The following is a 26,218-nucleotide window of genomic DNA, read 5'->3' on the forward strand; positions in this document are numbered from 1 at the left end:
GAGTGCAGACTGTCTGACAGCCTGCACAATCGGCCGCCGAGCTTTCTAGCCAAGGTGCAGGCCAGCCGCCTCTACTGACGACGAGTGATAGCGCCTGATGCCCATCACAACATACGCTGCACTTGCGCAGGGGTGCGACGCATCAGCACCTTGCCAGCGCGTACCGATACCAGCGCGTGGCCCTGGCTGCGGACCATTTCGTAGTCATCCGGTGCCGACAGTATCAGCAGATTGGCTGGCCGCCCCACCTCGATGCCGTAGCGCTCGCCGAGGTTCAGTGTGCGAGCGCTGTTGTCGGTGATCAGGTCCAGGCTGCGTTGCAGGTCTTCGTAACCGAGCATATGGCAGATATGCAGGCCGGCTTCGAGAATTCGCAAAATGTTGCCGTTACCCAGCGGGTACCAGGGATCGACGATTGAGTCCTGGCCGAAGCACACGTTCATCCCGGCGCGATCGAGTTCGGCCACTCGGGTCAACCCCCGCCGCTTCGGATAGTTGTCGAAGCGCCCTTGCAGGTGAATGCTTTCGGTAGGGCAAGAGACGAAGTTGATGCCCGACATCTTGAGCAGCCGGAACAGCTTGTAGCAGTAAGCGTTGTCGTAAGAACCCATGGCCACCGTATGGCTGGCCGTGACGCGCGGGCCCATACCGCGCACCCGCGCCTCCTCGGCCAACACTTCCAAAAAGCGCGACTGCGGGTCATCGGTTTCATCGCAATGCACATCCACCAGGCAGCCAGTGCGTTCGGCCAGGTCCATCAGGAACTTGACCGACGCTACCCCCTGATCACGTGTGTTCTCGAAATGTGGGATACCGCCGACCACATCGGCGCCGATCGCCACCGCTTCGGTCATCAGCGCGCGGCCGTTGGCATACGACTCGATGCCTTCCTGTGGGAATGCGACGATCTGCAGGTCGACCAGGTCGCGCACTTCCTCGCGCACCTCGACCATGGCCTTGAGTGCGGTGAGCCTGGGGTCGGTGACATCGACATGGGTGCGCACGTGCTGTATGCCATGATCGACGAGCATGCCGATGGTTTTTTTCGCTCGGGTCTTGATGTCGTCGTGGGTGGTGATTTCCTTGCGCTCGGCCCAGCGCTCGATGCCTTCGAACAAGGTACCGCTCATGTTCCACTTCGGCTCGCCCGCCGTGAGGGTAGCGTCAAGGTGGATGTGCGGCTCGACGAAAGGCGCCACCACCAGGTTCTGCTGGGCATCCAGGTCATCAGGGCTGCTCAGCACAACCTGGGCCTGGGAAGTGATGGCAGCAATGCGCTCGCCATCGAGCTCGATGCGGTACAGCCCAGGCTTGCCACGCAGGCGGGCGTTGATGATGTTCATGGCGTTACTCCTTGACGTGGTCCGTTCATGCGCCATACCAGCATGGCGACAGATGCGTTCATGCGAAACAGTGGGTCGTCCAGCGATTGCCCGCTCAGTTGCTCGATACGTTGAATGCGCTGGTTGATGGTATTGCGGTGCAGGCCCAAACGCTGAGCGGCCTTGAGGCCGTTACCGTTTTCCTTGAGCAAGGCGTCGAGAGTATCTACCAGCACGTAAGGCTGCTTGCGCCCAGGGTTGATCAGCCTGCCGAGGGTCTGGGCAACGAAGTCATCGATCAGCGAGCGGTCTTTGATGCCCTGGAGCAGGCGCAGTACCCCCAACTCGCTGAAATCGCAGAAACCATCGGCAGGGTGCAAGTGTTGTGCAACGTCCAGAGCCTGACGCGCTTCGCTGAGCGCTTGACGGTAACCTGCGCAGTCGGCGGCCAGTCGCGACAGGCCCATATGCAGCCTGAGCTCCCCGGCCACCATGCACAACTGCCGATGCAGCGCTGCCAGGCTGCTCGGCAGGTCGCCGGCGTCGGCCAGCAACAGCACCTGCAAGTCACCCGGCATTTGCACCAGCACCGCCCCAGGCCGCGCTCGGCACCAAGTCTGAAGGTGATCTTCCAGCGCCTGGCGCACAGCTTGCCAGAGCCGCTCGCCCTCGGCCAGGCCATGACGCTCGAACAACTGCTCAACCTCCACCAAGCGCAGCGCAACCACCCGCCGCGGTTCGTCAAGCATCAACTCCAGGTGCCTGGCACGCTGGCAGGCGATAGCCAGGCTTGGATAATCACCGCTGAGCAACTGGCCGAGAATATCGTTGCGCGACCGGCGCAACTGGCTCATCTGCACGAGGGCTGTACCGATCAGGTGGGTTACCACTACCATTTTCAAAGCATAGGGCTGTTCGATCAGCGGCAAACCCAGTTGCTCGGCGCGCGCTATCACCGGGGGCGCAATCGTCTGGATGAAACTGCCACCGGTTAGAATCACCAAGCCGGCGATCCCTACCGCTTCGCCATCCTCGATCAGGCTGAGCAGGTTGGCCTGGCCACGCGGGTGGTTGATACCGGTGACGAACACCAACTCACCGCCCATCACCCACTCGGCGATCCCCTCGTTTTCCGCCACGTAAGGCCAGCGCACCCGCCGCTGCAGGTTTCGCGCGCCGGCTCGCACGCTCATCGCCTGCAGGCCCGGCAAGTGCAGGATTTCCTCCAGGGTCAGGCTCACGGCTCAACGCTCCGTTGGCCCAGCGCCTTGCGCCGGCCTTGCAGTTCAAGCATGACGATGTAGCTCAATGCCGAAGCGCCGATGCCGACCAGTGGCGCGACCCAGGGCGAGGCGTAGGCAAGCACCGCGCCCACGGCATACGCCAGCAGGCCGTTGATGTTGTAGCGGGGCAAGGTTGCCGACGCCAGTGCGGGGTAACTGCCCCGATGGCGGTACCAGAAATCGGCCATGATCACCCCGCCGACCGGGGGAATGATCGAGCCCAACAACACCAGAAACGGAATCAGCATTTCATACATACCACCGATCGCCAGCACCACCCCTACACCTGCCGCAACCAGCGTAGCGGTGCGTCGTCGCTCACTGCGCAGCAAGTGGCAGGCAGCAGCCGAGACGTTGTAGATGGTGGGCCCCTGGATGGTCCAGAGATTCAGGCACAGCATCACTACCGCGGCGAACGACAGCCCTTGCAGGATCATTACCTCGACGATGTCAGCCTGCTGATAGACCATGGCGCACCACGCCCCTGCCACCACCATCAGCCCATTGCCGAGCAGGAAAGCAACCACACTGGCCACCACCGCCACCCGGCCATTGCGCGACAGGCGAGTCCAGTTGGTGGCCTGAGTGGCGCCACTGGCAAAGGTGCCGAACACCATGGTGACCGCCGCCGAGAAGGTCATGCTTTCATGGGGAACCACCGCTGCGAGGCCGGCAAAACCACCCGCATCGGCCGTTGCCAGGTACATCGATATCACTAGCAGAACGAACATCAGTGGCACCGAAACCCGCGACAGCCAGTCAAGCCCCTTGAAACCGATGATTGCAGTGATGCTGAAACCCATGCCAAACAGCACCATCAACGGCACCGCGAAGCCGCCCGCCAGGCCGAGCAGCTTGACCAGTACGATCGCCACCGTCGCAGTCCCCCAGGCGTACCAACCCAGTTCGGCAAAGCCCAGGATGAAGTCGGAAAGCCGGCTGCCCATCTCCCCAAAACAGAAGCGCCCCATCAGCACGGTGTTCAAACCGCTGCGTGAAGCGATGAAGGCCAGCGCCGCAGCGTACAACGCCAGCAGCGAATTACCGATGGCTGCGACCCACAGCATGTCTACAAAGCTGAAAGCCATGCCCAGCTTGCCTCCGGCAAACATGGTGCCGGTAAAAAACGTGAAACTGAACAGCACCATTGCGATGGGCAGCAGCCCTTTGCGTGAAGATGCCGGGGCCTCGCAAAGCGGAAATTCGTCAGTTGCGCTCATGCCAAGTTGCTCCAGGTTGTCGTTTGCGCCGAGATGGAGCAATAAACGGGCCGCTTCTTCGCTGCGGCAAGTGCAAGAAATCTGCGGTCAACGGGCACAGCATCGGCAGTTCAAACTGCACATTTATAGATCAGTTTCACCGCGCCAACCTGTGATAACCGAACTGTTTGGAGGCGTTCACGCACCAAAGCGGAACAGCTGTGGGTAGCTTTCACCCAACACTCGCTCAATCGATATGGCCTGCACGTCACTGGCCATCGCAGATGACCCAAGGGGCTTTACTCCTTGGCCAGCAGGCGCCTTGCCGGTAAGATGCCCGTCGGGTGCTAGCTGCAAAGTGCGGTGATGCAGGTTAAAGAACAGTGCAGGTCGGGCCGCCTGCAGGAGTTCTTGCGCCTATGCAAAAAAACCATATGACCCGCGCTCAGCGTCTGGCCCAAACTGCCTTCGCCAACTTCGAGCGGTTCCTGCACATCGAAGCGGTCAGCGGCATTGTCTTGCTGATCGCTGCCGTTGCGGCCCTGATCTGGGCCAACTCCCCGGCTGCCGCCAGCTACGATGCGCTCTGGCACACACCGATCAGCTTCGGCATCGGTTCGCTGAGCTACACGCAATCACTGCATTTCTGGATCAACGATGGGTTGATGACCATCTTCTTCCTGGTGGTCGGTATGGAGATCCGTCGGGAAATTCACGAGGGTGCCTTGGCCAGCCTACGCCAGGCGACGTTGCCCATGGCCGCTGCGGTTGGCGGCGTAGCGGTACCGGCTCTGATCTACCTGGCGTTTGGGCATGCACCGGCCGAGCAACAAGGCTGGGCCGTGCCGACCGCCACTGATATTGCCTTTGCCGTTGGCGTGCTTGCCCTGCTCGGCAAGTCGATCCCGTCCAACATCCGCGTGTTCCTGCTGGCCTTGGCGATCATCGATGACATCATCGCCGTGCTGATCATCGCCGTGTTCTACTCGGGCGGTCTGGACTACAGCGGCTTTGGCGTTGCCGCGGTTGGCCTGCTGCTGGTGATCGGCCTGCAGAAGATCGGCGTGGGTTCGGCATGGGCCTATGTAATCCCCGGTGCAATCACCTGGGTTGGCATGCTGATGACCGGTGCGCATCCTACCCTGGCGGGCGTTGTGCTGGGTTTGATGACCCCGGTCGCCGCCATGCCGCTGGGCGAGCGGCCCGTGGATGCAATTGCGCGCTTCACCAATGACCTGCTCGGCCGCGCCAAGGCACCCGACCAGGACGATGGCGACCTCAGCGCCCCGCTCAAGCAACTGCGCCTGGCCCAACGCGAACTGGTTCCACCTGTAACCCGCGTCGGCGGCGCCCTGCACCCGTGGGTGGCTTACGCGATCATGCCATTGTTCGCCTTGGCCAATGCCGGTGTCGGCCTCTCTGGCATCGACCTTTCCGCCGAGGGGCCGCACTGGGTGATGACCGCCGTGGCCGTAGCCCTGGTAGCTGGCAAACCGTTGGGGATCATCGGCGTCAGTTGGCTGATGGTGCGCCTGGGCTGGTGCAGCCTGCCGGCGCAGGTCACCTGGCGCGGCATCACCCTGATTGGCCTGCTGGCCGGCATCGGCTTCACCATGTCGATCTTCATTGCCAACCTGGCCTACAGTGACCCAGCGTCGCTGGGTGCAGCCAAACTGGGCGTGCTGTCGGGCTCGGTCATCGCTGCCGTGCTAGGCCTGGCCTGGGGCGTGACTGCCATGCGCAGGCACACCGCAAAGGCTCCGCTCAACGCGGGCTGAAGCCGGTCGGGGCCTACGGGCCCCGGCATTTTTCTGTATACAAGAATTTAAAACTTTGCTTACATGGCCACCTGTGCGCCTACGACATCGGCAATCGTCGCTGCGTATTGTGCCAGGCACAAGCCATGCAAGCTCCTTCGCAACATACCCCCAAGACCCTCCTGGTCAAGAACGCTGCACTGTTGGTCACCATGGACGGCGAACGCCGCGAGATCAAAGGCGGCGGCCTGTACATCGAAGACAACCTGATCAAGCAGGTCGGCCCAAGCGATACGCTGCCCCAAGACGCAGATGTGATCCTGGACATGGCCGGCAAGGTGGTCATCCCTGGGCTGGTCAACACCCACCATCATATGTACCAAAGCCTCACCCGCGTGGTACCGGCGGCCCAGGACGGTGAACTGTTCAACTGGCTGACCAACCTGTACCCGATCTGGGCCCGGCTCACGCCGGAGATGATTTCGGTGTCGACTCAGACGGCCATGGCCGAACTGATCTTGTCCGGTTGCACCACCTCCAGTGACCACCTGTACATCTACCCCAACGGCTGCAAGCTCGACGACAGCATCCACGCAGCCAGCGAGATCGGCATGCGTTTCCACGCAGCGCGCGGCAGCATGAGCGTTGGTCGTAGCCAAGGCGGCTTGCCACCTGATTCGGTGGTGGAAAAGGAAAGCGACATCCTCAAAGAGTCCCAGCGCCTGATCGAGGATTATCACGATGCCAGCCACGGCTCGATGCTGCGCGTGGTGGTGGCGCCCTGCTCGCCGTTCTCTGTCAGCCGCGACCTGATGCGCGAGGCTGCCGTGCTGGCGCGCAATTACGGGGTTTCGTTGCACACCCATTTGGCTGAAAACGTCAACGACATCGCCTACAGCCGTGAAAAGTTCGGTATGACCCCGGCCGAATATGCCGAAGACCTCGGCTGGGTCGGCCATGATGTGTGGCATGCTCACTGCGTGCAGCTCGACCAGCACGGTATCGAATTGTTCGCGCGTACCGGCACTGGTGTTGCCCACTGCCCCTGCTCGAACATGCGCCTGGCCTCGGGCATCGCGCCAATTCGCAAGATGCGTGACCACGGCGTTGCAGTAGGCTTGGGCGTAGACGGCTCAGCCTCCAACGATGGCGCCAGCATGATCGGCGAGGTTCGCCAGGCGTTGCTGCTGCAGCGTGTCGGCTTCGGGCCTGACGCGATGACCGCACGTGAGGCCCTGGAGATCGCGACCCTGGGCGGCGCCAAGGTGCTGAACCGTAACGACATAGGTGCATTGGCACCGGGCATGATCGCCGACTTCGTCGCTTTCGACCTGGGTCACGTGGCGTATGCCGGCGCTCTGCACGACCCACTGGCAGCCTTGGTGTTCTGCACCCCGACCCACGTCGATACCAGCGTGATCAATGGCCGGGTCGTGGTCCAGGATGGCCGCATCACAACCATCGACCTGCCGCGTGTACTGGAACGGCACAACCAGCTGGCCTACCAGCTCGTCAGCGGTCAATAACCTCAACGGCCCTGATCCTACTGGCCATGGTGACCGGCACGCCGGTGGCCATGGCCTCAGGCAGGGTCGCCTTCTCCCGGCGCTGCCCGGCTCAGCCGTGGCACTGCATGAACAAATCTTCATGCAGGCCCAAACGCCGTGATACCGGGCTTATCGGCAAGGCTTGACTCGCACTCGGGCGCCCTCGCCTTGAGGCCAGGGACGGTGTTGCGTAGCATCGCCGGCCCTTAGGCCGCCTGGCGGCCCATCCGCGACCAAAGAGCCCCCATGCCGCAACCGATTCCGCTCAAGGACCACGAAAAGGAAAAACACCTGGTCAACCGCCGGCTCCTGGCCTGCGCCGCCCTGGTGTTCAGCCTGTGCGCGGTTCTGGTCGGGCGGCTGTATGTGCTGCAGGTGCTGCAGCACGACCAACAGAGCGCGGTCTCGGAAAACAACCGTGTGCACGTGCTACCCATTGCCCCTGAGCGCGGGCTGATCTACGACCGCAATGGCGTGGTGCTGGCCGACAACAAACCCAGCTTCGATTTGACCATGACGCGCGAGCGCGCCGGCGATTCGGCCAAGGTGCTCGATAGGCTGGTGCAGATCCTTGGCCTGGGTGAAGACGACCGCAAGCAGTTCGACAAAGACCTGCGTCGCGGCCGCAAGCCATTCGAGCCGGTGACCCTGATGGTCGGGCTGACCGAAGAACAGATCGCCCTGATCGCCGTCAACCAGTTCCGCTTGCCTGGGCTGGACGTAGAACCGCAGTTCATCCGTGAATACCCACTGGCCGAACATTTCGCCCATTCGGTCGGCTACGTCGGACGGATCAACGAGAAAGAAGCCAAAACCCTCGACAGCACCGAATACCGGGGCACGCAGTCGATTGGCAAGACCGGCATCGAGCATTTCTACGAAGCCCAGCTGCATGGCCACGTAGGCTATGAAGAAGTGGAAACCAACGCCCAAGGCCGGGTGATGCGGGTGCTCAACCACAAAGACCCAATTCCTGGCAAAGACATCATCCTCAGCCTTGACGCGCACCTGCAGCTAGCCGCCGAAAAGGCCTTGGGCGATCGCCGCGGCGCAGTGGTAGTACTGGACCCGGCCAATGGTGATGTCCTGGCGATGGTGAGCAACCCCAGCTTCGACCCCAACTTGTTCGTCAAGGGCATCAGTTTCAAGCAATATGCCGCGCTGCGCGACTCGATCGATCGGCCGCTGTTCAACCGCGTGCTGCGGGGTTTGTATGCGCCCGGCTCGACGGTCAAACCCGAGGTCGCCATCGCCGGCCTGGACAGCGGCGTCATCACCCCAGGCAGCCGGGTGTTCGACCCCGGTTACTACGAGTTGCCCAACTACGACCACAAGTACCGCAACTGGAACCACAGCGGCGATGGCTGGGTAGATATGTACACAGCCATCATGCGCTCCAACGACACCTACTTCTACGACCTGGCACACAAGCTCGGCATCGACCGCCTGCATGACTATATGGCCGAGTTCGGCCTTGGCCAGAAGGTTTCGCTGGACATGTTCGAAGAGGCCCCTGGGCTGATGCCCTCGCAAGCCTGGAAACGCGCCACCCGCCGTCAGGCCTGGTATCCGGGTGAAACGCTGATCCTCGGCATCGGCCAAGGCTACATGCAAGTCACGCCATTACAACTGGCTCAGGCCACCAGCCTGCTGGCCAGCAAAGGCGTGTGGCACCGCCCGCACCTGGCCATGACCGTCGGCGGTCAGACCCCAATCGACCCCAACCCGATGCCCGACATCGTGCTGCACGACAAACATGCCTGGGACCAGGTCAACGTCGGTATGCAGATGGTGATGCACGACCCGCGCGGCATCGCCCGTGCGGCTGCGGCCGGCGCTCAGTACCGGATTGCCGGCAAAAGCGGCACGGCGCAGGTGGTAGCGATCAAGCAGGGTGAGCGTTACAACCGCAACAAGACCCTCGAAAGGCACCGTGACAATGCGCTGTTCGTCGGTTTTGCCCCGGCCGACCATCCCAGCGTAGTGGTCGCGGTGATGATCGAGAACGGCGAGGCTGGCGGCCGTGTGGCAGGGCCGGTGGTGCGCGAAGTCATGGATGCTTACCTGCTCGATGATCAGGGCCACCTCAAACCTCAGTATGCCGGCACACCTGTGGCCAAGGCCGCGCCTCACGGCTGACGCACCCCGTGGCCTCAGGCCACCTCTTCGTACGGCAACCCCACGTAGTTTTCGGCGATGTTCGCCAACCCCGCCGGCGAGGTCAGGAAGTACTCGCGGTCGGCTTCTTGCATCTTTCGGTCCCAAGCATCCTTGTGCTCACCAAAGTCATGCAGCAGCTGGGTCATGAACCAACTGAAGCGCTCCCCCTTCCACACCCGCCGCAGGGCAAGCGGCGAATACTGCTCCAGCAGGTCGGTGCGCCCCTCGCGGTAAACCTTGACCAGTATCCGGTACAGATAATTGACATCGGAGGCCGCCAGGTTAAGGCCTTTGGCACCCGTGGGCGGCACGATGTGCGCCGCGTCGCCCACCAGGAACAGATGACCATATTGCATCGGTTCAACCACCAGGCTGCGCAGCGGCGCGATGCTTTTTTCCAGCGCAGGCCCAGTGACCAGCTGCTGCGCCACATCTTCAGGCAGGCGTGCCTTGAGCTCGTCCCAGAACCGCTGATCGGACCAGTCCTCGACCTTTTCATCCAAAGGAACCTGCAGGTAGTAGCGACTGCGGGTCTGCGAACGCTGGCTGCACAGGGAAAAGCCGCGCGAGTGATGGGCGTAGATCAGTTCGTGATTGACCGGTGGTGTGTCGGACAACAGGCCCAGCCAGCCGAATGGGTAGACCCGTTCATATTCCTTGAGCACCCCTTCGGGAATGCTCTTGCGTGACACGCCATGAAAACCGTCGCAGCCGGCGATATAGTCACAGTCCAGGCGATAGGTCTGGCCGGCCTTTTCAAAGGTGACATAAGGCCGCTCGCCCTTGAGGTCATGGGGCTGCACATTTTCGGCAGCGTAGATGATCGGTGCACCACTGGTTTCACGGGCCTGCATCAGGTCCCGGGTGACTTCGGTCTGGCCGTAGACCATCACCGTCTTGCCACCGGTAAGGCCTTTCAAGTCCAGACGCTGACGCCGGCCAGCGACCAACAACTCGACCCCCTCGTGAATCAGCCCTTCCCGTTCCATCCGTTCGGCAACGCCCGCTTCGCGCAGCAGGTCGACGGTACCCTGCTCGAGCACTCCGGCCCGGATCCGGCCCAGCACATAGTCAGGTGTCTGGCGTTCGAGAATGACCGTGTCGATTCCGGCCTTGTGCAGCAATTGACCCAGCAGCAGGCCAGAGGGGCCCGCGCCTATGATCGCAACTTGAGTGTTCATTGTTCTTATCTCGTTATTAACGGGTAGCCCTTGCATTTTTACTGGCATTAACCGGCAATAAAATGTGAAATCAGATAAGAAAAATGCACTTTTACAAAATCTGTTCGATCAGCGCACAGGCAAATTCTGCGATGAAGTCCTCCCTCCCCGGCGTACCCTTGTTTCAGTTATATGGCGAGAACCACCAATGGCCTGGCACCGACCTGCTGCACTGCGAGCCAATATCGGCACGCAGCAGCCTCCATCATTGGGAGATCAAGCCGCACCAACATGCCGAGCTGTTTCAGCTGCTGTATGTGCAACGCGGCCAGGTGCAGGTGGAGATTGAGGGCATGCGCAGCCGCATCAGCGCGGCGGCAGTCCAGGTGGTGCCGCCATTGACCGTGCACGGTTTTCGCTTCAGTACCGATATCCAGGGCCATGTTTTGACCTTCGGCACTACGCTGGTCGCCGAGCTGGAACAACGCCTGGGGGCGCCACTGGGGGTGCTGGCGAAAGCGGCGTGTTACCCGCTGGGTAGAGATCGCGTACTGCTGCGGGGGCTGATCGATACCCTGCAACACGAATACCAAGGCAATGCTTCGTCACGGGCGACCATGCTCCAAGCGCTGGTCACGGCGCTGATGGTATGGATCAGCCGGCGCCCACAGCCTAGCGAGGCTCCACGCAACCGCGACGAGCGTGATCGGCACCTGCTCGGCCAGTACTTACGCCTGGTCGAGGCGCATTATCGCGAACACCTGTCAGTGGAGGCGTTCGCCGCACGCCTGAATATCTCCAGCCTGCAACTGAACCAGCTGTGCCGCAGACTGAGCGGGCAGACCGCGTTACAGGTGATGCACCAGCGCCTGTTGCTGGAGGCGCGGCGCAACCTGATCTATACGCGCATGAGTATCGGGCAGCTGTCGGACAGTTTGGGATTCAGCGACCCCACTTACTTCTCCCGTTTTTTCAAGCGGCTGAGTGGGCAGACGCCTCACGCCTACCGCCGCGCGGGGGACGACCACCGATCTGCTTGACGTATACGTCAACGTGCCTTCAGGATACCGCCATACCCTACGCCGAGCCCGAGCATGAGCAGCCAAACCTATAGCATCTCCGACCTTTCCCGTGAGCTGGACATCACCACACGCGCTATCCGCTTCTACGAGGAACAAGGCCTGCTGAGCCCCGAGCGGCGGGGGCTGGAACGCATCTACTCGGCCCGTGACAAGGTCAGCCTCAAGCTGATTCTGCGTGGCAAGCGCATAGGCTTTTCACTGGCCGAATGCCGTGAGCTGATCGAGTTGTACGACCCCAGCAGCGGCAACCTCAAGCAGCTCAACAGCATGCTGGCGAAGATCGCCGAACGTCGCGCCCAGCTTGAACAGCAAATGCTCGACATCCATCAAATGCAGCTGGAACTGGACACCGCACAGGAGCGCTGCGAGCAGGCCCTGGCAGCCACCTTGAACACTCACGCAAAACGCTGACAGGAAGATCACCATGGCCATGCCTACAACAGTTCGTCTGGTCGAAGTCGGCCCACGAGACGGTCTGCAGAATGAAGCTCAACCCATCGATGTAGCCGACAAAGTACGGCTGGTCGATGACCTGACAGACGCCGGGGTCAGCTACATCGAAGTCGGCAGTTTCGTCTCGCCCAAATGGGTGCCGCAGATGGCAGGCTCCGCGCAGGTATTTGCCGGCATTCGCCAGCGCCCCGGTGTCACCTATGCCGCACTGGCGCCCAATTTGCGCGGTTTCGAAGACGCGGTGGCGGCTGGAGTGAAGGAAGTGGCAGTGTTCGCAGCAGCTTCCGAAGCGTTCTCCCAACGCAACATCAACTGCTCTATCAGCGATAGCCTGCAACGCTTCGAGCCAATCATGAACGCCGCGCTTGCACACGGTGTACGGGTGCGCGGGTACGTCTCCTGCGTGCTGGGCTGCCCTTATGAAGGCAAGGTCCGCGCCGAGCAGGTAGCGCCGGTGGCCAAGGCCCTCCATGAGATGGGCTGCTACGAGGTGTCGCTGGGGGACACCATCGGTACTGGGACGGCGGGCGACACGCGGCGGCTGTTCGAGGTGGTTTCGGCAGTGGTGCCTCGCGCGCAATTGGCCGGCCACTTTCACGACACCTATGGCCAAGCGCTGGCCAACGTCTACGCCAGCTTGCTCGAGGGGATCAGTGTCTTCGACAGTTCGGTCGCAGCCTTGGGTGGCTGCCCTTACGCCAAAGGTGCCACGGGCAATATCGCCACCGAGGACGTGCTTTATCTGCTGCAGGGCCTGGGCATCGAAACCGGCATCGACCTTGAACGGTTGATCGCCGCCGGCCAGCGCATCAGTACCGTGCTGGGGCGGACCAATGGTTCGCGGGTAGCCCGTGCGCGTAGCGCAGGATGAGTTTCATACCAGTGTCACATGAGTGTGGGTGAGTGTTACCTCCCCCACAATTTTCAGCAGAAAATCGGGTAACAGAGAAACAAATCGACAAATACTTGGGCTGTTCGCTCAGGCCGGAAAATCTTAACCCATTGATTTTAAAGGATTTTCAAAAGTTGGCACGGCACCTGCTTTATTACTGGTACAAAAACAAGAAAAACGCGACAACCAATAAAAACAACATGCAACGGCTCTGACATAACAAGAACAACACGGCAGAGGCGCAGCAAGCAGATTTTTTTGGAGTCGACAGGCTTTTCAGGGGGTTACCCCGCGCACTGGCACACAACAATAAAACTACCTTGAGGTAGCGGCCGCCAGTTTCGGATCCACAGGATGAAAGCAGGTCAGCGCTCAAAAAAATACGTTTGCTCTTGACCCCGGATGGGGGTCGCACGTGACATCAAGGTTGGCCTACAAAAACAACAAAAGGCTGGCCTCAATAATAAAAAAGAGCAGGCAACATTGCTTTGAGGGGAGCTTCGGCTCCCCTCAGTGCTTTCCGCCCCCCACCTTTCACTGCCCTTCTGCGCCATTTGGCATTCGCGATGCAGCAACCAGCCGTTGCCCGCGGTCAGACCCTGTAACTGCACAGGAGACCCGATCATGCCCATCGAGATTGAAGAGAGCACGCAGCGCTGCACCCTCATTGGCGACAAACTGCGCATCGAAGGCAAAGGCCACGAAATCGAAATCGTCACCGACGCCCAATTGCGCATGTCCGTGGCCGTCCTCGCCGGTGAGCGCTTCCCGATCACCGAACTCGAAGCCGATGCATTGACCGTAGCAGGTGCGGTGGACAACCGCAGGCACCTCAAGGCCAGCACGCCAGGCTCGGTAATCTAAGGCTTTAGCCGTCCAAGGCCGAATTCTGATATGGATTTTGTCGCCCAAGCTGAGTCTGTGCTGGAACCCGTTTGGCAGGCATAGTGTGTTTCTTGCCTCAACCACCTGGCCTGCCGAACACCCATGAAACGTTACGAACGCTTTGCCGAGGACATTGCCGAACTGATCCGCAGCGGTGTACTAGCCCCTGGTCAGCGTGTGCCCTCGGTGCGCTACGCCAGCCAGACTCACGGGGTAAGCCCTTCAACGGTATTTCAGGCCTACTACCTGCTTGAACGACGAGGCCTGATTCGCGCGCGCCCGCGCTCAGGCTATTTCGTCAACGCCCATGCCCCACGACAGTTCCAAGAACCACAGGCACTTGCCCCACTGAGCGAGTCGACCGAAGTGGACGTCAGTGGCCTGGTGTTCTCGATTCTCGACTCGATCAAAGATCCAAGCACCGTACCGTTCGGCTCGGCGTTCCCCAGCCCCCTTTTGTTCCCATTGCAGCGTCTGGCACGCTCCCTGGCCAGTGCCAGCCGTGCCATGGACCCACGCATGGTGGTCACCGACCTGTCACCGGGCAACCCGCAGCTGCGTCGACAGATCGCCCTGCGTTACATGGTGGGTGGGCTAATGTTGCCCATCGAAGAGCTTCTGATCACCAATGGCGCGCTGGAAGCGCTGAACCTCTGCCTGCAAGCTGTTACAGAGCCCGGCGACCTGGTGGCCATCGAAGCACCGGCCTTCTACGCCTGCCTGCAAATACTGGAACGGCTCAAGCTCAAAGCCGTGGAGATTCCAGTACACCCGCGCGAAGGCATGGACCTCACAGCGCTGGCGCACACCCTGGACAAGCATCCGATCAAGGCGGTGTGGTGCATGACCAACTTCCAAAACCCAGTGGGCGCAAGCATGCCTGAGGCGAAGAAACAGGCATTGGTCGAACTGCTCAATCGCCATCAGGTACCTCTGATCGAGGACGATGTCTACGCCGAACTGTACTACTCACAGCAAGCCCCCAAACCTGCCAAGGCATTCGACACCCAAGGCCTGGTCATGCACTGCGGCTCTTTCGCCAAAAGCCTGGCACCCGGTTATCGGATCGGCTGAGTAGCCGCTGGCCGCTTCGCTCAGAAGATCGAGCGGCTGAAGCTGATGACCTCACTCTGCGCCTCGATGCCGGCCCAGGCAGCCATCGCAGACTACCTGCAACACGGAGGCTACGATCGCCACTTGCGCAAGTTGCGCTACGCCCTGGAGGGCCAGCAGGCCAGCATGCTGGCCGCCATTGTCCGTCACTTTCCGTCGCAGACCCGTGTCAGCCAACCTTGCGGCGGCTACTTCCTGTGGCTGGAGCTGCCTGAACAAATCGATGCCTTGAAGTTATTTCACATGGCTCTGGCTCAAGGTATCAGCATCGCTCCGGGGCCGATCTTTTCGCCGACCCGGCGTTTTGGCAACTGCATAAGGCTGAACTATGGCTCACCTTGGAACGAGGCGGCTGAGAACGCAATGGTCACGCTAGGCCAGATCATTCGATCATTTTGAACCTGCATCCAGCTATGGGTGGCTATAGTTGTTGGACGAACAGCGAGCCAGCACCATGCCATCTGATGATCCGACCTCCTGCACCGCCACACAAGGTGCACGCCAATGCAGCGACTCCTCCCAGGCCACCAGCAAGCTGCTAGCGGAGTTGATCGACCACAGCTTGGCCAATGTATTCGCCTTTGACCGCGATTTCCGACTGTTGGCAATCAACCGCACGGCCCAGCAAACCTTCCAGCGAGTACGCAGTATGGTGCCGCAGGTCGGGGATAACCTCCTGCAGTGGATCACGCGACACCCTGACCTTGCCGCTTTGATGCAGCCCTTCATACCCCGCATGGTGGCGGGTCAGCCATTTACCGAGAGCATCGCACTCGGCCCTGCCGATGACCTGCGCCATTACCAGATCATCTATAACGCATTGAGTGATCCTGAGCATGGAATGCTGGGCGGGTCGCTGTTTGCCTATGACATCAGTGAGCGCGTTGCCGAGCAGGCGCGTATGCGCAAGATCGAAGAAGCGCTATATCAGTCGCAAAAGATGGAAGCGGTCGGCCAATTGACTGGCGGTATCGCTCACGATTTCAACAATCTGCTCGGCGGAATTCTCGGTGCTCTGGAAATGGCCGAGCAGCACCAAGACGAGCAACGTTACCTGGATACCACCCGGCTGCTGGGCGTCGCCCGGCAGAACGCGCTACGCGCGGCTTCTCTGGTGCAACGCCTGCTGGCGTTCTCGCGCCAGCAGACCCTTGCACCTCAGCTGGTGAACGTACACCAACTGGTCGCCGGCATGCATGAGCTGATTGCCAGCTCGCTGGGAACACGCATCACGTTCATCGACCAGACCCAGCAGGAGCATTGGCCGGTCCTGATAGATCCCAATCAACTGGAGAACACGCTGCTCAATTTGTGCATCAATGCTCGCGATGCCATGCCATCTGGGGGCACTGTGCTTCTGGCCAGTGATAACACCTTGCTCGATCAGGCGCAGGCTCAGGCGCTGGAACTGCCAAGCGGCTCGTATCTTCACGTTAGCGTCAGCGACAGTGGTACCGGCATGCCTGCAGAGGTCTTGCAACGAGCATTCGACCCCTTCTTCACCACCAAACCTGCTGGCCAGGGCTCTGGCCTTGGGCTGTCGATCGTCTATGGATTCGTCCGTCAATCCGGGGGGCAAGTACGTATCACTAGCAACCCCGAGCAGGGCACCTGCGTTCACCTGTACCTACCACGGGCTGCCAGCCAGGCAAGCGCGCACACCGATGGGCAGCCACAAACGGTCATGGTCGTCGAGGGCCAGGCCGTGCAGCGGATGCTGATCTGTGAAGTATTGGAGGAGCAAGGGCATCAGGTGCACAGCTTCAGCGATGGCTATAGCGCACTGCAAGCGCTACGCGGCGGCTTGCGTCCTGACCTGTTGATCACCGACATCAGCCTGCCCGGCGGTATCGATGGTTACCAGGTTGCAGCGGCCTGCCAAAAAAGGCCTGAGTGTGTACTGGTGCTGTTCATCACCAGCTCTGCCAGCAGTCGAGTCAACGTACGCCCCGATCCCTACTGTGACGTGCTTTATAAACCGTTCGAACTGGCTGCGCTGAGCCAGCATGTTGAAAAGTTGCTGAAAAAACGATACCTGCCCCGGTAGGTTGCTAGGCGGCTGCCCACTAGGCAGGTAAAGTCTACTCACTTTCATCTGTCGGACGTCGACATGCCTCACCGCGACTTGATCGCTCTGCGCCAAGAAATCGAAACCCTGAGCCTGCGTAACCAGCAATTGGAAAGTCAGCTGCGACAACATCAGGATCACGATCTTGCCATCTATCGGTTTCTGTTCGACACCATGGATGAAGGGTTTTGCATCATCGAGTTCTTCGATGGCCCCCATGGCCCGCTGAGCGATTACGTCCACGTGATGGCAAACGCCGCTTATGCCAAGCATGCCGGCATTCCCAATGTGGTCGGGCAGAAACTGCGCGAGATGGTTCCCGAAGAGGCCGATGACTGGGTCGCCCGCTACGGTGCGGTACTGCGCACAGGCCAGCCTTTGCAGTTCGAACAGGAACTGGTGGCCACCGGGCGTGTGCTGTCGATCACCACGTTTCGCGTGGAGCCGGCCCAGCGGCGCCAGGTTGCGGTGCTGTTCAAGGACGTGACCGAGCGCCGCAAGGCGGAGCTTGCACTGCGCCAGCTCAACGATGAGCTTGAGCAACGGATCAGCGCAGCACTGGCTGAACGCCGCCTGTTCGCCGAATTGATAGACCACGGCACCATCAATGTCTATGTGATCGATATGCAGATGCGCTGGCTGGCGATCAACCGCCAGGCCCGGCAGGATTTTCAAACGATGTACGGCAGTGTGCCTGAAGTTGGCGATTCGCTGCCGGCTTTCTTGAATGACCACCCGGACGAACGCGACTTGGTGCTGCCGCTATGGCAGAGGGCGTTGGCTGGTGAGCAATTCATCGAAACCGGCACTTTCGCTCAACGCCCCTACGAACTGCATTTCAACGCATTGCGTGACCATGACGGTAACGTGCAGGGCGCCTACCTGTTCGCCTATGACATCACTGAGCGGGTCAAGGAGCAGCAACGCTTGGCCAATGCAGAGCAGGCATTGCGGCAGGCGCAGAAAATGGAAGCCGTAGGCCAGCTCAGCGGCGGCATCGCACATGACTTCAACAACCTGCTTGGCGGCATCATCAACGCCCAGGAGCTGATGCAGCGGCGCCTCGATCAGCAACGCTACGCAGCCCTAACGCCCCTGCTAGAACTTTCCTGCCAGTCGGCACAACGTGCGTCTGCGCTGGTGCACCGATTGCTGGCTTTCTCTCGCCAGCAGACCTTGCAACCGCTTGCGACCGACATTGCCGTTCTGGTCAATAGCATGCAAGCGTTGGTGCGGCCGGTTATCAGCCATGCGATCTCCTTGCGCAGTGAATTCGTCGACGATTTGTGGCCGACCTATATCGACCCCCCACAACTGGAAAGCGCTTTACTGAACCTTTGCATCAACGCCCGCGACGCCATGCCAGCGGGCGGGACCATTGATATTCGCGGCGATAACATCAGTCTGGACAGCGAGCAGGCTCAACCGCTGGGGATGCCCGCTGGCGATTACGTGCGGCTTAGCGTGGCCGACACCGGTCACGGGATGAGCGAAGCGGTAGCAGCGCGTGCAATCGACCCGTTCTTCTCCACCAAACCACCAGGCCGGGGCACCGGCCTTGGGTTGTCGATGACCTATGGGTTCGTGCGTCAATCGGGTGGCCAGTTACGCCTGCTCTCCTCCCCCGGCCAGGGCACGCGTGTCGAATTGTATCTACCGCGCCACCACGAGCAGCCAGCAGCGCCTGTCCGACCGAATCCTGGCAAGACGGCGGCCAACAGCCACCCTAGCGGCCAACGGATCGTGCTGGTAGAGGACCAGGCGGCATTGCGCTTGGTCGTCGGGGAAGCGCTGAAGGAGTTGGGTTATGAGGTCGAAGCCTTCGAAAATGGCGCTGCCGCGCTGGCGCATATGCACAAGTGCGAGCAACCTGACCTGCTGCTTAGCGATATCGGCCTGCCCGAAGGCCTCAATGGCCACCAGGTTGCCGAGCGCTGCCGGCAAATCTTTCCGCAACTCAAGGTGCTTTTCATCACCGGCTACGATGAAAGTGCAGCGCTGGGTGACGGCCAACTGCTGCCGGGCACCAGCATACTGACCAAGCCTTTCGAGCTTCATGCGCTAGCTGAGCGTGTGGGCGATTTGCTGGAAAACGGAGTGTGCTGACGGTGGCAATCAACGCCCGCCGCCCAGGTCGATAAAACTGCCGGTGGAATAAGAGGCCTTGTCCGACAGCAACCAGAGGATTGCCTCGGCGACTTCCTCAGCGCGGCCGCCGCGCCCCATGGGCAGGCTCGCTTCAAGCTTGCTGACGCGCTCAGCATCACCGGACAATGCGTGAAAGCCGGTATGGATGTAACCCGGCCGCACGCCATTGACGCGCACGCCCTCGCCCGCCACTTCCTTGGCCAGGCCCAAGGTGAAGGTGTCCAGCGCGCCTTTGGAGGCAGCATAATCGACATACTCGTTGGGTGAGCCCAGGCGCGCGGCAACCGACGACACATTGACGATGGCACCGCCGTGCCCGCCGTGGCGCCGGGCCATGCGCAACAAGGCGTGCTTGGCACACAGCATCGGCCCGACGACATTGGTCTTCATCACCTCAAGCAGCCTGAACTCGGACATGCCTTCAAGCCGGCTCTGCTGGCCGATGGTGCCAGCATTGTTGACCAACGCGGTCACAGGCCCCAGTGCTTGGTCGACGCGCTGGAACAGATGCACCACTTCGTCCTCGACGCAGGCGTTGGCGCGCACGGCGATGGCCACGGCCCCCAGTGCGCGCACCTGAGCGAGGGTATGTTCGGCAGCCTTTTCGTCAGCATGGTAGTTGATGCAGACGCGATAGCCCTCGCGGGCGGCTTGCAAGGCAGTGGCGGCGCCGATGCCGCGACTGGCACCGGTGATGACGATGACGTTGTGCATAGTGGTTTGGAGTGGTTCAAGAACGGTGATTCGACAATAGGTCAAAAGCCGCGCCAATGGAATGAGCGATCCGGTTAGACAAACCATTGCGCGCAGTTGTGGGTTTGATTGCGAACAGGTGCTGGGATGCTTTGCGCAAGGTATTCAACCTAGGGTGTAGGCCTGGATTGAATTAACGAACCTCATTGCACCAGCGACAGCCGGATGATCAGGCCCACAAAGCCGCGCTGCCTGACGCTTTGCACCACAACATTCATCTCTTGCTCTTGCTCTTGCTCTTGCTCTTGCTCTTGCTCTTGCTCTTGCTCTAGCTCTTGCTTTGGCTTCTAAGCGCGCGATAGCTCAGGCAACGCGAAAGGCGACTTCAGGAGGCCGAGCGCAGGCGTCTGGAGGGCCAGGGTGCGTAGCACCCCTTCGGCTACGCCGAAGGGGTGCTACGCACCCTGGCCCTCCAGACGCCTGCGTTCGGCCTCCTGAAGTCGCACTCTGTGTCGCCTGAACTATCGCGCGCTTAGAAGCCAAAGCAAAAGCAACAGCAACAGCAACAGCAACAGCAACAGCAACAGCAACAGCAACAGCAACAGCAAAATCAACAACGAGCGCTAGAGCGAGAGGACAGCTACCTCATCAATGCCCCGCCGAAGCCGGCCCTGCCTTGGCCGTAAACGGCGGCTTGGCCAGCCATACCAGCAAGATCAACCCAGCAAACACCCACGTCATCAAGGTGAAATAATCCACCGTCGACATCATGTATGCCTGGGCATTGACGATCTGCTCAAGCTGCGCGTAGTTCTGCGTGCTGGCCCCGCCCAGTTGCTCAAGCGTATGCCTCGTCGCCGGGTCAAACTGGCTGATGTGCTCGCTCAGGTAGGCATGATGCTGATCCGCCCGGCGAATCCAGATCCAAGTCGTCAACGACGCAGCAAAGCTGCCGCCCAACGTACGCAGGAAGGTCGCCAGTCCCGACCCATCGGCAATCTGCTGCGGCGGCAGGTCCGACAGCAGGATGCTCAAGGTCGGCATGAAAAACAGCGCCACACCAATACCCATGAACAACTGCACCAGGGCAATGTGCTGGAAGTCCACCTCGCTGGTGAACCCCGCCCGCATGAAGCAACTGGTGCCAATGGCCAGAAACGCCAGCCCTGCCAGTACCCGCAGGTCGAAGCGGTGCGCATACTTGCCTACGAAAGGCGACATGATCACCGGCAGCACACCAATCGGCGCCACCGCCAACCCCGCCCAGGTTGCTGTATAGCCCATCTGTGTCTGCAGCCACTGAGGCAAAATCAGGTTGATACCGAAAAAACCCGCGTAGCCCCCCACCAGTACGATGGTGCCGACCCGAAAGTTGCGGTGCACGAACAGGCGCAGATTGACCACCGGGTGACGGTCGGTGAGCTCCCAAATGACGAAAATCGCCAGAAAGACCACCGAAATCAGGCTGCCAATAATGATGAACGACGACTCGAACCAGTCCAGGTCATTACCCTTGTCCAGCACCACTTGCAGCGCGCCCACACCCACGATCAACGTCAACAGGCCGATGTAGTCCATCGGCTGGCGGCTGGTGACCACTGGCCGGGCGCGCATCTGCTGGCGCACCACGGCAGCTGCGAACAGGCCGATCGGTACGTTGATGAAGAAGATCCACGGCCAGCTGTAACTGTCGGTGATCCAGCCGCCCAATATGGGACCCGCGATCGGCGCCACCACCGTAACCATCGCCAGCAATGCCAGGGCCATACCGCGCTTGGCGGGTGGGTAAACCGCAATCAGCAGAGTCTGGGTCATGGGATACAAGGGCCCTGCCACAACACCTTGCAACACCCGAAAGCCCACCAGCTCCGGCATCGACTGGGCGATGCCGCACAGAAACGAGGCCAGCACGAATAACAACGTCGCCCAGATGAACAGCTTGACCTCGCCAAAGCGCCGACTCAGCCAACCAGTCAGCGGCAAGGCGATGGCATTACTGACTGCAAACGAAGTGATGACCCAGGTGCCCTGCTCGTAGCTCACACCCAAGTTGCCGGAAATGGTCGGCAGCGCCACGTTGGCAATGGTGGTATCGAGCACCTGCATGAAGGTCGCCAGCGACAGGCCAATGGTGGTCAGCAGCAGGCTCGGCGGGGTGAACTGGGCCGGCGCGTCGTTGCTCATCGCTCGACCGTCTTGCCGGCGGCACTGTTCTGGTGAATCAGCCTGGCAATCAGCTGGTCTGCCTCGTCCAACTGGCGGTCATACACCTGCGTGGTGTAGCTGGCCTGCTGTGGAGGCTGCTGAGCCAGGGTCGGGCCACTCTGATCATGCAGGTCCACGTCGACGACGGTGGACAGGCCAATGCGCAGCGGGTGGTCCTTGAGTTGGTCGGGGCTCAGGTGAATGCGCACCGGCACCCGCTGGACGATCTTGATCCAGTTGCCGGTGGCGTTCTGCGCAGGCAGCAGCGCGAAGGCGCTCCCGGTGCCGGCGCCTAGGCTGTCGACCGTACCGCTGTACTTGACCGAGCTGCCGTACAAGTCAGCGCTGACCTCGACCGGCTGACCGATGCGCATGTCGCGCAACTGCGTTTCCTTGAAGTTGGCGTCGATCCACACCTCATCCAGCGGGATCACTGCCATGGTAGCGGTCCCCGGCTGCAGGCGCTGGCCAAGCTGCACGGTACGCTTGGCGACATAGCCGGTTACCGGCGCAACCAAGGTGGTGCGGGCGTGATCGAGGTAGGCCTGGCGCAAATCAGCGGCAGCCGCCATCACTTCAGGGTGCGAGGACACCACGGTGTCGTCGACCAGTGCGCTGCTGGTGTTCAGTTGCTGGCGCGCACTGTTGACTGCGGCCTGGGCGACGGTCAGGTCGTCACGGGCATGGGACAGCTCTTCCGCTGCGATCGCGCCACTGGCGGCCAATACCTTGCGCCGGTTGAAGTCCTGCTGAGCTTTCTGCAACTCGGCCTGTCGCGTTTGCAGCTGAGCTTTGAGCGAGTCGACATTGCTGTACAAACCACGGACCTGTCGCACTGTCCGCGCGAGCTTGGCCTCGGCAGCCTGCTGCGCCACTTCACTGTCCGAAGGGTCGAACTGCAACAGCACCTGGCCAGCATGCACCAGGTCGCCATCGTCGGCGCCAATGCTGATCACGGTACCGGTCACCAATGGCGTGATCTCCACCACGTTGCCGTTGACGTAGGCGTCGTCGGTGCTCTCATACCAGCGCCCGACCAGGCTGTACCAAGCCCAGGTACCGGCGCCGACCAGCAGCACCAACACCAACAGGCCGAGCAGCCAGGCCTTGCGTTTACCCGGCGCTGGCGCGTCGGTCGGAGGGTTTGCAGTGTCTGCGGAAGTGGCCATGACAGTACCTTGAAATATTCGAAACAGGGATCAACGATCAGCGAAGCGGCGGATCGTCAGAGGGTCGCCGGCACTGAGCAGTACCTTGGCCAACAGGCTTTCCAGAGCCTTGAGCTCGTCTGCTTGCAGCGCGCCGACCAATTCGTTCATTGCCGCCGCGCCGATCTCTGGCAGGCGGTCGGCCAGGCGCTGCCCCTCGCTGGTCAACGCCAGGCGCACCTGGCGGCGATCATCGGCGCAGCGGTTGCGCATGATCAGGCCCTTGTGCTCAAGGCGGTCGAGCATGCGGGTCATAGAGCCACTGTCCAGCCCCAGGTAACGGCACAGTTCAGCGGGGGTATCCACCTCGTACTGGGTCACGATGATCAACACCTTGAACTGCGCTGCCGTCACACCCTCAGATTCCAGGTGCCAATCGAGAATACGGTCCTTGAGGATCGCTGCGCGGCCCAACAACATGCCGATGGCACAGGTCTGGAAATTTTCCGGCGTGAAATAGGACATGGGTATCGGCTCGAGCATTTGTTTAAAAATATTACTGCCTAGGCAGTAAATGTCAAAGCCTTCGTTAGCTGCCTATGTAAATAGCGACGAAGGGTTCGCCTACAGCGCTTGCCGCGAAGCATTCTCAAACATCGGAAATTCGTCACGAAATCCAGGAAAACCCGCACAACTGATAGTCATTCGCCATTAGCTCGTTTTCGGCCCCCCCTGTGCAGGGTAGAATGGGCAAAACCCGGAGCCCTGATGAACCAAGACCGCCTCTACCCTAGCCCAGACGACGCCATCACCGACGCTGCCGCGCATTGGTGCATGCGCCTGCACGCCGAAGATTGCACAGCGCTCGAGCATGAAACGTTCGCCCGCTGGCTGGCGGCTGACCCGCGGCATGAAGAGGAATACCGGGCGATGCTGGAGATTTGGCAAACTGCCGATCACCTCCCGCGCACAGCCACGGTCATCGACTTCAACCAAACGGTGCAGCAAGCGCCACAGGTACGCAACTGGCGGCCGCTGGCGTCGGCGGCGGCGCTGGCCCTGCTGGCCTTGCCGCTGGCAGCATGGCTAGGTTGGACCCAGGGCTGGCTGCCCAATGACTATCAGCACTTTGAAACCGGCGATCAACGGCGCACCGTGCAGTTGAGCGACGGCAGCCAGGTCGAACTCAACCTGCACAGCGAACTGACCTACCTCAACTACAAGGACCAGCGCCAGGTCACGCTCAAACGCGGCGAGGCTTACTTCACGGTGCAGCACGACAGCAAGCACCCGTTCATCGTCCGCGCCGGCAGTGGTCAGGCACGGGTCACCGGCACGCAATTCAATGTTTGGAAGTACCAGGACCAGGTCAAGGTCACCCTGGTGCAGGGGTCGGTGCTGGTCAGCAGCGAGGGCAGCACCGGCGGCTACCGCCTTGGCCCTGGCATGCAGGCCAGCTACCACAGCGGTGACTTCGAGCCACAACTGGCCGAAAGCGACGACTATGGCAACAGCCTGGCCTGGCGCCAGGGCAAATTGGTGCTCGACAACCTGAGCCTTGAGCAGGCGCTGCCAGTGATCAACCGCTACCTCGATGCGCCGCTGCAGTTGGCTGACCCTGCAACCGGGCGCATCCGCATCAGCGGCATCTACAGCACCCGCGAAGTCAGGCGATTGGTCGACAGCCTGCCCAAGGTGCTGCCGATCTACCTGACCCGCAGCAAGGACGGCAGCACCGTCATCAACAGCATCCTGCCGCCGCCGAACAAGGGCTGAGGCTTTACAGCGTCATCGCCGCCAACCAACCGAACGCCAGTAACGGTAGGTTGTAGTGAAGGAAGGTCGGCACAACAGTGTCCCAGATATGATGATGCTGTCCGTCCACGTTCAGGCCTGAAGTCGGCCCAAGGGTCGAGTCCGAGGCCGGCGAGCCAGCGTCACCCAACGCGCCTGCGGTACCGACGATGCACACGGTCGCCAGTGGGTCGAAGCCCAGCTGCATGCACAATGGCACGAAGATCGCTGCCAGGATCGGCACCGTGGAGAACGATGAGCCGATGCCCATGGTCACCAGCAGCCCCACCAGCAGCATCAGCAAGGCGCCGACGCCTTTGCTGTGATCGATCCACTGCGCCGACGCCTCGACCAAGGTGTTGACCTCACCGGTTGCTTTCATCACCTCGGCAAATCCGGAGGCTGCGATCATGATGAAGCCGATCATGGCCATCATCTTCATGCCCTCGGTGAACAGCCCGTCGGTTTCCTTCCAGCGAACGATGCCCGACAGCGAGAAGATCAAAAAGCCCACCATGGCGCCGATGATCATCGACTCCAGCCACAACTGCACAATGAACGCCGCAGCGATTGCCAGCGCGGCAACCAGCAAGGTGAGCGGGTTGTACTGCACGCTGACCTGCTCGACCTGCTCGATGCGTGCCAGGTCGTAGTCGCGCTTGTTGCGGTAGCTGACGAACACAGCCAACAAAAGGCCGACGAACATGCCCGCCGCAGGGATAGCCATGGCGTGGGTCACATTGACCCCGCTGACGTCGACCCCTGCCCGCGCGACATTGGCCAGCAGAATCTCGTTCAGAAAGATGTTGCCAAAGCCAATCGGCAGAAACATGTAAGGGGTGATCAGGCCGAAGGTGATCACACAGGCGACCAACCGACGATCGATGCGCAGCCGCGTCAGCACATACAGCAGCGGCGGCACCAGTAGCGGGATGAAGGCGATGTGAATGGGCAGAATATTCTGCGATGACACCGCTACCACCAGCATGAGCCCGATCAGCAGCCATTTGACCTTGCCACCACTGGCGTGGCCCTGGCGGTCGATCATGCTGAGCGCGCGGTCGGCCAGGGCGTGAGCCAGGCCAGACTTGGCAATAGCCACCGCGAACGCACCGAGCAACGCGTAGGACAGTGCCACCGTGGCGCCGCCTCCCAGGCCACCATTGAAAGCCTTGAGCGTACCCTCGACCCCCAGCCCCCCGATCAAACCACCGGCCAAAGCGCCGATGATCAGGGCGATGACCACGTGCACGCGGGACAGGCTCAATATCAGCATGATGCCCACCGCGGCGATCACTGCATTCATGGT

Annotated in this window: 19 protein-coding genes and 1 pseudogene; 11 read left to right on the top strand and 9 right to left on the bottom strand. The window is 60.9% G+C overall.

Going from position 1 to position 26,218, the window contains the following annotated elements; all coding sequences use genetic code 11:
• Window positions 1-104: 104 nt before the first annotated feature.
• Genes codA through codB form a run of 3 tightly spaced genes read right to left on the bottom strand, consistent with a single transcriptional unit; the run spans window position 105 to window position 3,825 of the window.
• Window positions 105-1,343 carry a cytosine deaminase gene (gene codA / locus ACK59H_RS02635; RefSeq protein WP_060476605.1) on the bottom strand — a complete coding sequence of 413 codons (1,239 nt, stop codon included), beginning with the start codon at window positions 1,341-1,343 and terminating at the stop codon, window positions 105-107.
• On the bottom strand, window positions 1,340-2,563 hold the full coding sequence (locus ACK59H_RS02640) for a PucR family transcriptional regulator (RefSeq protein WP_060476606.1): 1,224 nt from the start codon (window positions 2,561-2,563) through the stop codon (window positions 1,340-1,342). Before ACK59H_RS02640 ends, codA begins: the two co-directional genes overlap by 4 nt.
• Window positions 2,560-3,825 (bottom strand): cytosine permease, encoded by a 1,266-nt coding sequence (gene codB, locus ACK59H_RS02645; RefSeq protein ID WP_060476607.1) that lies wholly within the window; start codon window positions 3,823-3,825, stop codon window positions 2,560-2,562. Before codB ends, ACK59H_RS02640 begins: the two co-directional genes overlap by 4 nt.
• Window positions 3,826-4,223: 398 nt before the next feature.
• Here codB and nhaA point away from each other — a divergent pair, with 398 nt between their 5' ends.
• The 3 genes from nhaA (at window position 4,224) to mrdA (ending at window position 9,247) form a co-directional block, all read left to right on the top strand.
• Window positions 4,224-5,582 (top strand): Na+/H+ antiporter NhaA, encoded by a 1,359-nt coding sequence (gene nhaA, locus ACK59H_RS02650; protein WP_060476608.1) that lies wholly within the window; start codon window positions 4,224-4,226, stop codon window positions 5,580-5,582.
• Between the two features lie 125 nt (window positions 5,583-5,707).
• Entirely contained in the window at window positions 5,708-7,087 is a 1,380-nt protein-coding gene (locus ACK59H_RS02655) for an 8-oxoguanine deaminase (RefSeq protein ID WP_060476609.1), read from the top strand.
• Between the two features lie 267 nt (window positions 7,088-7,354).
• The gene (gene mrdA / locus ACK59H_RS02660) at window positions 7,355-9,247 is read left to right on the top strand and encodes a penicillin-binding protein 2 (RefSeq protein WP_060476610.1); all 1,893 of its coding nucleotides are present in this window, start codon (window positions 7,355-7,357) and stop codon (window positions 9,245-9,247) included.
• A gap of 14 nt (window positions 9,248-9,261) precedes the next feature.
• Here mrdA and pobA read toward each other — a convergent pair whose 3' ends face one another.
• Window positions 9,262-10,449 carry a 4-hydroxybenzoate 3-monooxygenase gene (gene pobA / locus ACK59H_RS02665; protein ID WP_409264233.1) on the bottom strand — a complete coding sequence of 396 codons (1,188 nt, stop codon included), beginning with the start codon at window positions 10,447-10,449 and terminating at the stop codon, window positions 9,262-9,264.
• Between the two features lie 131 nt (window positions 10,450-10,580).
• On the opposite strand from pobA, the gene ACK59H_RS02670 reads away from it, so the two are divergent.
• From ACK59H_RS02670 to ACK59H_RS02700, 7 genes and pseudogenes are all read left to right on the top strand, one after another.
• Window positions 10,581-11,468: a helix-turn-helix domain-containing protein gene (locus ACK59H_RS02670; RefSeq protein ID WP_060476612.1), complete on the top strand. Its 888-nt coding sequence runs from the start codon at window positions 10,581-10,583 to the stop codon at window positions 11,466-11,468.
• 54 nt (window positions 11,469-11,522) lie between these two features.
• The gene (locus ACK59H_RS02675; protein ID WP_060476613.1) at window positions 11,523-11,921 is read left to right on the top strand and encodes a MerR family DNA-binding transcriptional regulator; all 399 of its coding nucleotides are present in this window, start codon (window positions 11,523-11,525) and stop codon (window positions 11,919-11,921) included.
• A gap of 13 nt (window positions 11,922-11,934) precedes the next feature.
• On the top strand, window positions 11,935-12,834 hold the full coding sequence (locus tag ACK59H_RS02680; protein ID WP_409264234.1) for a hydroxymethylglutaryl-CoA lyase: 900 nt from the start codon (window positions 11,935-11,937) through the stop codon (window positions 12,832-12,834).
• A gap of 645 nt (window positions 12,835-13,479) precedes the next feature.
• The gene (locus tag ACK59H_RS02685; protein WP_060476615.1) at window positions 13,480-13,719 is read left to right on the top strand and encodes a DUF3203 family protein; all 240 of its coding nucleotides are present in this window, start codon (window positions 13,480-13,482) and stop codon (window positions 13,717-13,719) included.
• A gap of 123 nt (window positions 13,720-13,842) precedes the next feature.
• Window positions 13,843-15,252: pseudogene (gene mapR, locus ACK59H_RS02690) on the top strand (GntR family transcriptional regulator MpaR).
• A 55-nt stretch (window positions 15,253-15,307) separates the two neighbouring features.
• Window positions 15,308-16,900, top strand: coding sequence for an ATP-binding protein (locus ACK59H_RS02695; protein WP_060476631.1), 1,593 nt, complete (start codon window positions 15,308-15,310; stop codon window positions 16,898-16,900).
• 63 nt (window positions 16,901-16,963) lie between these two features.
• Window positions 16,964-19,027: a PAS domain-containing protein gene (locus ACK59H_RS02700; RefSeq protein WP_060476617.1), complete on the top strand. Its 2,064-nt coding sequence runs from the start codon at window positions 16,964-16,966 to the stop codon at window positions 19,025-19,027.
• A 9-nt stretch (window positions 19,028-19,036) separates the two neighbouring features.
• On the opposite strand, the gene ACK59H_RS02705 is transcribed toward ACK59H_RS02700, so the two are convergent.
• From ACK59H_RS02705 to ACK59H_RS02720, 4 genes are all read right to left on the bottom strand, one after another.
• Window positions 19,037-19,783, bottom strand: a complete 747-nt coding sequence (locus ACK59H_RS02705; protein WP_207868986.1) for an SDR family oxidoreductase — start codon at window positions 19,781-19,783, stop codon at window positions 19,037-19,039.
• A 627-nt stretch (window positions 19,784-20,410) separates the two neighbouring features.
• Window positions 20,411-21,946 (bottom strand): DHA2 family efflux MFS transporter permease subunit, encoded by a 1,536-nt coding sequence (locus ACK59H_RS02710; protein ID WP_060479099.1) that lies wholly within the window; start codon window positions 21,944-21,946, stop codon window positions 20,411-20,413.
• The gene (locus ACK59H_RS02715; protein WP_060479100.1) at window positions 21,943-23,136 is read right to left on the bottom strand and encodes an HlyD family efflux transporter periplasmic adaptor subunit; all 1,194 of its coding nucleotides are present in this window, start codon (window positions 23,134-23,136) and stop codon (window positions 21,943-21,945) included. The genes ACK59H_RS02710 and ACK59H_RS02715 overlap by 4 nt, the downstream gene beginning before the upstream one ends.
• A 30-nt stretch (window positions 23,137-23,166) precedes the next feature.
• Window positions 23,167-23,640, bottom strand: a complete 474-nt coding sequence (locus tag ACK59H_RS02720) for a MarR family winged helix-turn-helix transcriptional regulator (RefSeq protein WP_409264235.1) — start codon at window positions 23,638-23,640, stop codon at window positions 23,167-23,169.
• Between the two features lie 243 nt (window positions 23,641-23,883).
• On the opposite strand from ACK59H_RS02720, the gene ACK59H_RS02725 reads away from it, so the two are divergent.
• A complete protein-coding gene (locus ACK59H_RS02725) occupies window positions 23,884-24,891 on the top strand; it encodes a FecR family protein (protein WP_060479102.1) in 1,008 nt (335 codons plus the stop codon).
• 4 nt (window positions 24,892-24,895) lie between these two features.
• Here ACK59H_RS02725 and ACK59H_RS02730 read toward each other — a convergent pair whose 3' ends face one another.
• The gene (locus tag ACK59H_RS02730; RefSeq protein ID WP_060479103.1) at window positions 24,896-26,215 is read right to left on the bottom strand and encodes a Na+/H+ antiporter NhaC family protein; all 1,320 of its coding nucleotides are present in this window, start codon (window positions 26,213-26,215) and stop codon (window positions 24,896-24,898) included.
• Between the last annotated feature and the right edge of the window lie 3 nt (window positions 26,216-26,218).

The sequence above is a fragment of the Pseudomonas sp. KCJK9000 genome, assembly GCF_046230725.1.
Classification (GTDB): domain Bacteria; phylum Pseudomonadota; class Gammaproteobacteria; order Pseudomonadales; family Pseudomonadaceae; genus Aquipseudomonas; species Aquipseudomonas promysalinigenes.